The 11618-nt window shown below is 53.2% G+C and carries 10 protein-coding genes; 7 read left to right on the top strand and 3 right to left on the bottom strand.

Annotated features, from left to right (window positions below; translation table 11 throughout):
• Position 1: 1 nt before the first annotated feature.
• The 5 genes from A4S02_RS06340 (at position 2) to A4S02_RS06320 (ending at position 5895) form a co-directional block, all read left to right on the top strand.
• Positions 2-811, top strand: a complete 810-nt coding sequence (locus A4S02_RS06340; RefSeq protein WP_070323277.1) for a type III pantothenate kinase — start codon at positions 2-4, stop codon at positions 809-811.
• 9 nt (positions 812-820) lie between these two features.
• Positions 821-2464 carry a ribonuclease J gene (locus A4S02_RS06335; RefSeq protein WP_019088407.1) on the top strand — a complete coding sequence of 548 codons (1644 nt, stop codon included), beginning with the start codon at positions 821-823 and terminating at the stop codon, positions 2462-2464.
• Between the two features lie 146 nt (positions 2465-2610).
• Positions 2611-3927: a proline--tRNA ligase gene (gene proS, locus A4S02_RS06330; RefSeq protein WP_003625290.1), complete on the top strand. Its 1317-nt coding sequence runs from the start codon at positions 2611-2613 to the stop codon at positions 3925-3927.
• A 5-nt stretch (positions 3928-3932) separates the two neighbouring features.
• Entirely contained in the window at positions 3933-5180 is a 1248-nt protein-coding gene (locus A4S02_RS06325; RefSeq protein ID WP_070323276.1) for a lipoprotein-releasing ABC transporter permease subunit, read from the top strand.
• Positions 5173-5895: an ABC transporter ATP-binding protein gene (locus tag A4S02_RS06320; RefSeq protein WP_070323275.1), complete on the top strand. Its 723-nt coding sequence runs from the start codon at positions 5173-5175 to the stop codon at positions 5893-5895. The genes A4S02_RS06325 and A4S02_RS06320 overlap by 8 nt, the downstream gene beginning before the upstream one ends.
• Positions 5896-5898: 3 nt before the next feature.
• Here A4S02_RS06320 and A4S02_RS06315 read toward each other — a convergent pair whose 3' ends face one another.
• Entirely contained in the window at positions 5899-6387 is a 489-nt protein-coding gene (locus tag A4S02_RS06315; RefSeq protein WP_019088410.1) for a glutathione peroxidase, read from the bottom strand.
• 275 nt (positions 6388-6662) lie between these two features.
• Between A4S02_RS06315 and A4S02_RS06310 the strand changes: the two genes are divergently transcribed.
• Positions 6663-7460, top strand: a complete 798-nt coding sequence (locus A4S02_RS06310) for an IclR family transcriptional regulator (RefSeq protein ID WP_070323274.1) — start codon at positions 6663-6665, stop codon at positions 7458-7460.
• A gap of 21 nt (positions 7461-7481) precedes the next feature.
• On the top strand, positions 7482-8315 hold the full coding sequence (locus A4S02_RS06305; RefSeq protein ID WP_070323273.1) for a DUF3108 domain-containing protein: 834 nt from the start codon (positions 7482-7484) through the stop codon (positions 8313-8315).
• A 42-nt stretch (positions 8316-8357) separates the two neighbouring features.
• On the opposite strand, the gene glmS is transcribed toward A4S02_RS06305, so the two are convergent.
• Positions 8358-10181: a glutamine--fructose-6-phosphate transaminase (isomerizing) gene (glmS, locus tag A4S02_RS06300; RefSeq protein ID WP_070323272.1), complete on the bottom strand. Its 1824-nt coding sequence runs from the start codon at positions 10179-10181 to the stop codon at positions 8358-8360.
• Entirely contained in the window at positions 10181-11557 is a 1377-nt protein-coding gene (gene glmU / locus A4S02_RS06295) for a bifunctional UDP-N-acetylglucosamine diphosphorylase/glucosamine-1-phosphate N-acetyltransferase GlmU (protein WP_070323271.1), read from the bottom strand. Before glmU ends, glmS begins: the two co-directional genes overlap by 1 nt.
• Positions 11558-11618: the final 61 nt, after the last annotated feature.

Raw genomic sequence — 11618 nt, 5'->3', positions numbered from 1 at the left:
GGTGCTGCTTGTTATTGATGCAGGTAACACCAATGTCGTGTTTGCGGTGCATGATGGTGAAAGATGGCGGGGTGTGTGGCGCATTACCATGCAGGCCCAGCGCACATCTGATGAATATGCTGTCTGGCTGAATGCGCTCTTGCGCACCCAAGGTATTGTGGCAGATGATATTGATGGTGCGGTTATTGGCACTGTTGTACCTGCCGCATTGTATCATTTACGCACTTTATGCAGGCAGTGGTTTGCCGTTGAACCGCTTCTTGCATCTGCCCGGTTGGATTGGGGTTTTGCCATTAAGGTGGATAACCCGGATGAGGTTGGGGTTGATCGGCTGTTGAATGGTCTGGCTGCACACCATATGTATAGTGGACCACTTACGGTTATAGATTTTGGAACGGCCACAACGTTTGATGTTGTGGATAAGGATGGAAGCTACTGCGGTGGTGTTATTGCTCCTGGCATCAATTTGTCGGTTGAAGCGTTGCATCAGGCAGCAGCACGGTTGCCCCGTATAGGAATAGGGCGGCCAGTAGGGGATTCCGCCATTGGGCGCAACACGGTAACCGCCATGCGGTCTGGCGTGTTTTGGGGTTACGTTGGTTTGATTGAGGGGATTGTTGAGAGGATCAGAAAAGAAGTTGGCCCCATGAAGGTGCTGGCAACTGGTGGTCTGGCTCCACTCTTCTCAGAAGGTACGTCTGTTTTTGAACATGTGGATTCAATGCTCACCCTAAATGGGTTGCGTTTGCTGGCGGGGCGAAACCCCCTGCCAAAACTTACAGTGGACCGAGATTATGTTGCAGAAGGGTAAAACACGGAAATGACAGAACAGAACGGCGATCTAGCCTTTTTGCCTTTGGGCGGAACGGGCGAGATTGGCATGAACCTCAACCTTTATCGGTTGGGAGATACGTGGCTGGCAATAGATTGTGGCATTGGGTTTAGTGGCAATGATACGCCAGAAGCCGAAATTCTGGTGCCAGACCCAAGCTTTATTGTAGAGCGCAGGGATAAGCTGGCCGGCTTGGTTATTACCCATGCGCATGAAGACCATATTGGTGCTGTGGCCCATGTGTGGCCCATGTTGCAATGCCCTGTATATCTTACGCCTTTTGCCGCTGCTGTTCTGCGCCGCAAACTGGCTGAAGCCCGCATTACTGATGTGCCCATTCACGTCATCCAGCCCGGTGCACGGTTTGATGTAGGGCCATTTGATATTGAATTTGTGCCGGTAACGCATTCTGTGCCAGAGGCGCAGTCCATGGTTCTGCGTACGCCCTCCGGCATTGTGGTGCACACGGGGGACTGGAAGTTTGACCCAGACCCGTTGGTGGGGCCTGCAACAGATCTGAACAGGCTGGCCGAAATTGGCCGTGAAGGTGTTCTGGCGCTGGTGTGTGACAGCACCAATGTGATGAAGCCGGGGCCGTCTCGCTCAGAATCCGAAGTGCGCCGCAGCATGACGGAACTGGTGGCAAGCCTTAAGGGCCGCATCGCCGTTACATGCTTTGCTTCTAACGTGGCGCGTGTTGAAACCATTGCTATGGCGGCACAGGCTGCTGGGCGTACAGTGGTTTTGGTTGGGCGTTCTCTGCGCAATTTGGATACTGCTGCGCGGGATTGCGGCTATCTGTCTGGCGTTCTGCCATTCCTGACAGAGCAGGATGTAAACGATGTGCCAGATGATCAGATTTTGCTGATCATTACCGGTAGTCAGGGTGAACCTCGTTCTGCTCTTTCTCGCATTGCCATGGATACCCACCCCAATATTGCTTTGGGCGAAGGGGATACGGTTATTTATTCTAGCCGTATGATTCCGGGCAACGAGCGTGCGATTATGGCGGTGCAGGATAACCTTTCACGCCGCGGCGTGCGGGTGATTACAGACCGTGAGCATTTTGTGCATGTGTCTGGCCACGCAACGGGTGGCGATGTGCAGAAAATGTACGAACTGCTCAAGCCGCAGCATGTCGTGCCGGTGCATGGTGAATGGCGCCATCTGACAGCACAGGCTGCATTGGCGCAGGAAATGGGTATTGCTCCGGTTCTGCTGGAAGATGGTGATATCCTGCGCCTTTCTCCGGGTAAGCTGGAAGTGGTGGATACAGCTCCGACAGGCCGTCTGGCACTGGACGGTAACCGTCTGTTGCCCATGAACGGAGGGGTGCTGGCTGCACGCCGCAAGATGCTGTTCAACGGCATGGTTATTGGCAGCTTTGCAGTGGATGAAGAAGGCTTTGTGATTGGTGAGCCAAAGGTGAGCGCACCGGGCCTGCTTGATCCAGATGATCTGGAAAGCGTGCGTGTGCGCGAAGAATTCGCTAACGCGTTGGATATTATTCCAGATGAACTGCGTGGGGATGATGTTTCCTTCCGTGAGGCGGCTAAAACGGCCCTGCGGCGCGCATTAGGGCGCAAGCTGCAAAAGCGCCCGTTGGTGGATGTTCACGTACTGCGTGTCTGATACTCAGCAGAAGGCGGGATAAGGGAAAATGCCGGAGTGTCAGGCTTTTCTTTATCCCGTCACTGTTTTACAGCAGATAGTGATTGGTTACACCAAAGCGGCTTTCGTTCAGGAAAAGTCGCTTTTTTTACAAGGCTGAATGCACCATGCGTCTTTCGCGCAGCTTTCTTCCCACTCTCAAGGAAAATCCGGCAGAAGCCCAGATTGTCTCGCACCGGCTTATGCTGCGGGCGGGGCTTATCCGCCAGACGGCATCTGGCATTTATGCGTGGCTGCCAGCGGGGCTGAAAGTGTTGCGCAATATCAGCCAGATCGTGCGGGAAGAGCAGGATCGGGTAGGCGCGCAGGAAGTGCTGATGCCAACTTTGCAATCAGCCGATTTGTGGAAGCGTTCTGGCCGGTATGATGCCTATGGCCCGGAAATGCTGCGTATTCAGGATCGCCACAAGCGCGAACTGCTTTACGGGCCGACCAATGAGGAAATGATTACGGATCTATTTGGCCAGACCGTAAAATCCTACAAGGATCTGCCGCAGGTTCTGTATCATATCCAGTGGAAATTCCGTGATGAAATGCGCCCCCGCTTTGGGGTGATGCGCGGCCGTGAGTTTCTGATGAAAGATGCTTACAGCTTTGATCTGGACTACGAATCTGCCGTTGCAACCTACCGTCGTATGCTGTTGGCTTACCTGCGCACGTTCCAGCGCTTGGGTGTGCGGGCTGTGCCCATGCGGGCCGATACCGGGCCGATTGGTGGTGAACTGAGCCATGAGTTCCTGATTCTGGCCCCTACGGGGGAAAGTGGCGTGTTTTACGATGCTGCGCTGGAAGAACAGGATTGGTTAGATGAACCGGTTGATACCAATAGCCCCGTTGCGCTGGAAGCCTTCTTCAACCGTGTGACAACGCCTTACGCGGCAACGGATGAAATGCATGATGAGGCCGGATGGCAAGCTGTGCCAGCAGAACGCCAGCGCGAAGGCCGCGGTGTAGAAGTTGGCCATATCTTCTATTTTGGTGATAAATACACCCGCTCCATGGATGTAAGCGTAAGCGGCCCGGACGGAAACCAGCTTTATCCGGAAATGGGTTCTTACGGCATTGGGGTTTCCCGCCTTGCCGGTGCAATTATTGAAGCCTGCCACGATGATAACGGCATTATCTGGCCGGATGCCGTTGCACCCTTCCGTGCAGTTATCCTGAATCTGAAAAACGGCGATGAACTGTGTGATGCCATTTGCGAGCGCATCTACAGCACGAATGAAGAAGCCTTCCTGTATGATGATCGTGCAGAACGCGCTGGCGTAAAGTTTGCAGATGCAGACCTTATGGGCCATCCGTGGCAGATTGTTGTAGGCCCGCGTGGTGCCAAGGAAGGCAAGGTGGAACTGAAGCGTCGTGCCACCGGTGAACGCCATGAGGTAAGCGTGGATGACGCGCTGGCTCTGGTTCTGGCAGGCTGATCAGCATGTTCGGACCGTTTGAGCGGGCGGTGGCGGGCCGTTACCTCCGTGCGCGGCGAGGGGAACGGTTTGTATCAGTTATTGCCATTTTCTCGTTGGTTGGCATTGCCCTTGGTGTGGCAACGCTAATTATCGTTATGGCCGTGATGAACGGCTTTCAGGCCGACCTTATGGGGCGCATTCTGGGGTTGAATGGGGATCTGACCATTTATGGGCAGGGCCGCACAATCTCTCAGTATGAGGATGTTGCGCGTAAGGTTCAGTCTGTTCCGGGTGTGGTCAGCGCCACACCTTTGGTGGAAGGGCAGGTGCTGCTCAGCGCCGGAGCCTATAATTCTGGCGGTATGGTGCATGGTCTGATGCCTCAGGGGCTGAAAGACCTCAAAGCCGTCAGCTCTTCCATTATTGCAGGATCTCTGGACGATTTTGGCCCAGATGATTCTATCGTTGTGGGTGTTACAATGGCGGAACGGGCAGGGCTGGGCATTGGCTCCGGCCTTACCCTTGTTTCACCAGATGGCGCAGCCACTGCATTTGGCACTGTGCCGCGTGTGCGCAGGTACCGCGTGGTGGCAATTTTTGATGCCGGGGTGAATGACTACAACTCCAGCGTTGTGTTTTTGCCCATGCACGCAGCACAAATTTACTTTCAGATGCCAAACAAGGCCACGCAAATTCAGGTCATGACCAAGGATGCAGAGCATGTGCGCCCTGTTACCCTAGCCATTGAAAATGCGGTGGGGGACCCGGGCCTGCGCGTGCTGGATTGGACTAACGCCAACAATGCCCTGTTTGGCGCCGTGCAGGTGGAACAGAATGTGATGTTCCTTATCCTCACGCTTATTATTCTTGTGGCGGCTTTTAACGTTATTTCCTCCCTCATCATGATGGTGAAGGATAAAACAGCCGATATTGCCGTGCTGCGCACCATAGGAGCCAGCCGTGGCGCTATTATGCGCATTTTTCTAATGTGCGGTGCTTTTGTAGGGGTAGTGGGCACTTTGGCAGGCACAGCACTTGGTGTTGTGTTCTGCATGAATATTGAACGCATCCGCCAGCTTCTGCAAAAACTAACCGGCACGAACCTGTTCAACCCAGAAGTGTATTATCTGGAGCACCTGCCAGCAAAGCTAGTGTGGGGGCAGGTGATAGAGGTTATTGTTATGGCGCTAGGGCTTTCCCTTTTGGCAACGCTTTACCCTTCTTGGCGTGCAGCTAAAACAGATCCGGTAGAGGCTTTGCGGCATGAATAATCAGCCAGTTTTAAGCCTGAAGCACGTTCGCAAAGCTTATCGCAGTGGAGATGAAGGTGTTCTGCCGGTTTTGCAGGATATAAATTTTTCCCTGCATGCCGGTGAAATTGTGGGGCTGGTTGCGCCATCAGGCACGGGTAAATCAACTTTACTGCATCTGGCTGGCTTGTTGGATACGCCAGATGCAGGCGAGATTGTTATTGCTGGCCAGATTACCACAGCCATGGCAGATGCCGGGCGCACAGCTATGCGACGAGATCGGATAGGCTTTGTCTACCAGTTTCACCATCTGCTGGGTGAATTTACCGCCAAGGAAAACGTGGTGCTCCCGCAGATGATTGCGGGTGTAGGAAAAGCACAAGCGCGCCGTAAAGCAGAAGAGCTTCTGCGCATGTTTGGCTTGGCGCACCGTGTAAACCATTTACCGGGCAAGCTTTCAGGTGGTGAGCAGCAGCGTGTTGCCATTGCACGCGCTTTGGCAAATGATCCCGCGCTGCTGTTAGCTGATGAACCTACCGGCAATCTGGATGTGCATACGGCAGATAGCGTATTTTCTCAGTTGCTTGATGTGGTACGCCAAAAAGGGCTCGCGGTTTTGGTGGCAACCCATAACCGCGAACTGCTGCCCCGTATGGATAGGGTTGTGACGATGCAGGAAGGCAGGCTGGTTCCTGCCGATTTTAACGGCGATCCACTACCTGCCTCTGCGGGTTAATTTTTACGATTTGAGAGCGGTTTCCACAGCATGCCTGACACGCCCGGATGTAGGTGGGGTTAGGCTGCTAAACCATGCAACCGGCATGCCCTGACGGTTGGTGAGATACTTAAAGAAGTTCCACCGTGGCCGTGCCAGAAAACCCAACTCACTATCCAGCCATTTAAAGAGCGGAATAGCATCAGGCCCTTTTACAGGGCTGCGTGCTGCCATAGGGAAGGTGACCCCGTAATTGACTTGGCAGAAGGAGGAAATCTCCTCCGAAGTGCCGGGTTCCTGCTGGCCAAAATCATTGCTTGGCACCCCCACAACAACCAGCCCGGCTTTTTGGAACTGTGTCCACAAAGCCTGTAAGCCTTCATATTGCGGGGTAAATCCGCATTTAGATGCAGTGTTTACTACCAAAACAGGTTTCCCCCGATAAGCGCTCAGATCAAGGGTGCTTCCATTTAGGGCGGGGAGTTTAAAATCATATATACAGGTCAAGTTCATGCCCTTTTGCTGCTATGGTGCAGGAAAGGCTTTATCTGTAGCGCAGGAAGGAAAAGGGAGCGAGATTTTGGTGCATTTATTTACGGCATAATGCCGAATTGAAGAAGTGGAAGCCCGCTGCCCGTTTTCGGGTTCTTGTTTTTCAGGCTTCCACTGTGTCTTCTGCGCGGCAAGATCGGTTCTGATTTTTATTGTTCATTATATTGAACTCGATCCCGTATTTGGAATAATGAAGAGATCGGACCTCTCTGTCAACAAGGAAAATAAGAAAAAGCATGTCCAAATCGCAGGACACGGTTCCCGCATTGCGGCGGGCCGTTCGTATTCTTGATATGGTGAAGGCTTCCATTAGGCCACCTCTGGCCGCAGATGTGGCGCGCCAGCTTGATTTGCCGCGCAGCACGGTACATGGCCTGCTAGCAGTTATGGTAGAACTGGGGCTGCTGGAGAAAAATGCATCTCAGGGCTACAGACTAGGCACGCGCCTGTTAGACTGGGCCGGAGATGTGACAGAAAAGCGGGATCTGGTAACGGAATTCTACCACGTGCTGGAGAATCGTGCCGATCTGGATGCCTTTACAGTAACGTTAACCATGCTGGAGGGGGCGGAGGTTGTGTACGTGGCCTGCCGCAATAGCGCTACAGTTCTTGGAGCATCTTTTAGGGTGGGAATGCGCTTGCCTGCCATATTTACGGCCACAGGTAATGCCATGCTAGCTGGTATGGATGATACGTCTTTCAGAGAATGGCTGACCCTTAATCCTGTTTCCACATGGTCAGAACCACTTACGCCTAACGGTATTTGTTCCGTAACGACATTGGTGCGTGAAATCGCAGAAATTCGTGACAGAGGATACGCAGTGGATGATGAACAGGTGCATGAAGGGCTGTGGTGCTTTGCAGCCTCTATAAAAGATCATTCCGGGCAGACTGTAGCTGGTATTGGCATCAGCCTGCCCCAAACAGAATTAAGCCGTTTCACGGTTGCGCAATTGGGCAATATGGCTGCGGGGTTGGCGCAGGCTGTTTCTATCCGTTTGGGTTATCGTGGGGAACGGCAGGATTTTTCCTGATGATTCCAAAGGGACTTTCTAATGTCTTTTTTGCATCTGTTATTTAAGCATCGTTTTGTCAAAGCCAGTGCCATAAGTCTGTTGCTTGGGGCCGGAGGGGTGCTGGCAACACCATATGCGAGCGCGGTTTCTGCCCCGCAAACAGTGGTGCGTTATTTTGTGTATGCACATGGCCTGCATGTTATGACCATTAACAGCGCTTATCGCCTAAGCGGGAACCAATATAGCGTAGCAGCCCAAAGCAAGACGGGCGGATTGCTCCAGCTTTTCATGAAAACCAATATCAACCTGCGTGCGCAGGGCCATTTTTACGATAACGGCATGCCCGAACCAGAAAGCTATGAAAGTGCAGGCTGGTCTCGTGGTAAAAACAGGCATCTATCCATTGCCTATAAACAGGACATACCGGATGTGCAGACAATGGAGCCAGTAGAAACCGATCGCGAACAGATTTTGCCAGATGAGCGCAAAGGCGCGGTAGATAATGTGGCTATCCTAATGGTGCTTTTGCACAAGGTGCAGGAAGGGCAGGGCTGCGGCAATGGCGCGGTTAAGGTGTTTGATGGTGTACGCTTAAGCACATTGCAGGTGCAAACAGAAGGCGTTCAGCCTTTGCCAGATGGCGCATCAAAAGATTGGGGAGAAGATGGCTTACGCTGCAATTTTGTGGCGCAGCAAATCAAGGGCTTCAAATTGTCCAGCGCAGATCGCAAAGCCAGAAAGCCGCAACAGGGGCGTGTCTGGTTTGAGAACATTCCCCAGATCGGCATGGTGGCAACCAGAATAGAGGTGGATAGCCCCAAAATTGGTCACATTATGGTGGAGCTGGAGGGGAAACCCCAGCAGCAGCCCTAAATAAAAAGGCCCCTATCTGTGTAGATAGGGGCCTTTTTGTATTTATTCCACAGTCACAGATTTTGCGAGGTTTCGTGGTTGATCCACGTCTGTGCCTTTCAGTACAGCAACCTCATAAGCGAGCATCTGCACCGGAATGGTTTGTAGAATGGGGGCTACAAAATCATGCACGTGGGGCAGAACCACCATCTGTTCTGCAATGGCAGAAACACGTTCAGCACCTTTGGTATCGGTAAATACCAGCAGGCGGCCTCCGCGTGCTTTAGCTTCCTGCAAGTTTGAAAGCGTTTTTTCAAACAATGCGTTGGATGGCACTGTAGCCACGATAGGCACAGTGCGATCAATAAGGGAAATAGGTCCGTGCTTCATTTCACCAGCAGCATATGCTTCTGCGTGAATGTAGGAAATTTCCTTCAGCTTGAGCGCGCCTTCCATGGCAACGGGGAACATGCTGCCACGGCCCAGATACAGAACGTCACGTGCTTCCACCACAACTTGTGCCATGGCGCGAATAGCATCTGTCTGGTTGAACACTTCCGCTGCACGGCTGGGGAGGTCCAACAGAGCACTCACCAGATGTTCTTCTGCCAGTGTATCTAGTTTGCCGCGTGCGCGGGCTGTGGCAATGGTCAGGCACGCCAATACGGTTAATTGAGCTGTAAAGGCCTTGGTAGATGCCACAGAAATTTCCGGACCAGCCACAGTGCCCAGCACAACATCGCTTTCCCGCGCCATGGTGCTGTGCTCAACATTCAGCACGGAAACAATGTGGATTGCTTTTTCACGCAGGCTGCGCAGGGCCGCCAGTGTATCTGCGGTTTCCCCAGATTGAGAAATCAACAGCCCTAAGGATCCTTCTGTTAGCGGCGGGTTGCGGTAACGCATCTCGCTGGCAACATCAATATCCACGGGTAAGCGGGCAATTTCTTCCAGCCAGTAGCGGCCAATCATGCCAGCAAAAAAGGCGGACCCACAGGCGGTAATAACTGCACGGGGCACTTCTGCCAGGTTAAAAGGTAGCTCGGGCAAAATAACGCGGCGAGAAGCCGGATCTACCATCCGCTGCAAGGTCTGGCCGATCACCAGTGGGTGTTCGTGCAGCTCTTTTTCCATGTAATGGCGGTAACCATCTTTGCCGATGGAACCGGCCGCCAGAGCGGTAAGCTGGATGGTGCGTTCAACAGGCGCACCTTCAAAATTCATGAACTCAGCGCCCTTGGGGGTGATAACAACGCAATCCCCATCTTCCATGTAGGCGATGCGGCGGGTCAGCGGTGCCAGAGCTAGTGAATCGGAGCCCAGAAACATTTCATCGTCGCCAAAACCCACAGCCAGAGGGGCGCTGTGGCATGCGCCAATCATCAGCCCTTCGTGGCAGGCAAAAATTATGGCAACGGCGTATGCACCTTCCAAGCGACGCAGCGCGCGCAGGGCGGCTTCCTTGGGTTCCAGCCCCTGCTGTAGGTGGTAGTCCACCAGCAGGGCGATGGTTTCACTATCGGTTTCTGTTTCAAAAACCTGCCCAGCGGCTTCTAGCTCACGGCGCAGGGTTTCAAAATTTTCGATAATGCCATTGTGCACAATGGCCACACGCTCGGTACCATGAGGGTGGGCATTGCACGCAGTGGGGGCACCATGTGTGGCCCAGCGTGTATGGCCAATGCCAGTGGTGCCGGGCAGAGGGGATTCTTTAAGGAGTGCAGCAAGGTTGTCCAGCTTGCCTGCTGCGCGGCGGCGTTCAACACGCCCATCTACTAACGTGGCAATACCTGCGGAATCATAGCCCCGATATTCCAACCGGCGCAGGCCTTCAAAAACAATAGGGGTGGCATGCCTTCGGCCAACAACGCCGCAGATCCCACACATCAGCCGTTTTCCTTTTTTGCTTGCAGGCGCTCTTTGAAAAGCCTGCCCATTTCCGCTTTATTCACCTGCTGTGCCCGGCCAAAAGCCAGAGCGTCATCTGGCACGTTTTGTGTAATGACACTGCCTGCCGCTACCAGAGCATTGTCTCCAATGCTCACGGGCGCCACAAGAATGGAATCCGAACCAATGAAGGCTTTGTCTCCAATCGTGGAGGTGTGTTTGAACATGCCATCATAGTTGCAGGTAATGGTGCCTGCGCCAATATTGGTGCGACTGCCAATTTCGGCATTACCCAGATATGTAAGATGATTGGCTTTGGAACCTTCGCCCAGCGTTGTAGCCTTGAGTTCAACAAAGTTGCCCACCCGTGCAGAAGTACCAATGGTGGTGCCTTCCCGAATGCGCGCATAGGGGCCAATAATCGCATTGGCCTGTACTTCGCATCCTTCTAGGTGGCTAAAGGCGCGAATAACCGCCCCACTTTGCACAGTGACACCCGGACCAAAGAACACGTTGGGTTCTATCAATACATCGGCTTCAATCTGTGTATCAGCACTTAGAAACACAGTTTCTGGCGCAACCAATGTTACACCATTTTCCATAGCTTTATTGCGTAGGCGTGTTTGCAAGGCGGCTTCTGCCTGCGCGAGCTCTGCACGGGAATTTACGCCGCGTAGCTCATCTTCTGCGGCTTCTACCGCGCGCACCTGCACGTTATCGGCTACGGCCAGATCTACCACGTCTGTTAGATAATATTCGCCCTTGGCGTTATCATTGCGCACATTATGCAGCCAGCGACGGAAATCTACGGCATCAGCACACAATACACCGGCATTGCACAGGTCAATCGCGCGCTCTTCTGATGTGGCGTCTGCCCATTCCACAATACGTTTTACATTGCCATCTTGGGCAACAACGCGGCCATAACGTGCAGGCTCGGCTGGCCGCATGGCTAATAATGCCAAACCCACATCTGGCTTGCGGCGTTCTTCCAACAAGCTGTTGAGTGTTTCTGCTGAAATCAGCGGATTATCTGCATAAAGAACAGCTACATCGCCATCACCAAACCAGGATTCGGCCTGCAAAGCAGCGTGGGCTGTGCCCAAGCGTTCTTGCTGCACAACCACAGGGTAGGGGGCTGCCAATTCGGCAACTTCTTCCATATCTGGGCCGATTACAACAACCAGCCTGTCAAATACCTCCGCTGCGTTGGCAAGCAGATGTGCCAACATTGGTCGGCCACCAAGAGATTGCATGGCTTTAGGGCGGGAAGATTTCATGCGGGTGCCCAGTCCGGCGGCCAGAAGAACCGCCGTGGCAGGACGTGGTGCGGAAATAGACGTCATAAGAGCATGCGGTAAGCCAAGCTCCGGCATGTGTCAAACGTCTCCCCACCGGAAAACAAACATGCCAATATCATAAAAGTTTTCAGATATT

The organism is Acetobacter ascendens, assembly GCF_001766235.1.
Lineage (GTDB): Bacteria > Pseudomonadota > Alphaproteobacteria > Acetobacterales > Acetobacteraceae > Acetobacter > Acetobacter ascendens.
The sequence above is the reverse complement of the archived record's forward strand: the minus strand, read 5'-3'. Positions and strand labels throughout refer to the sequence as shown.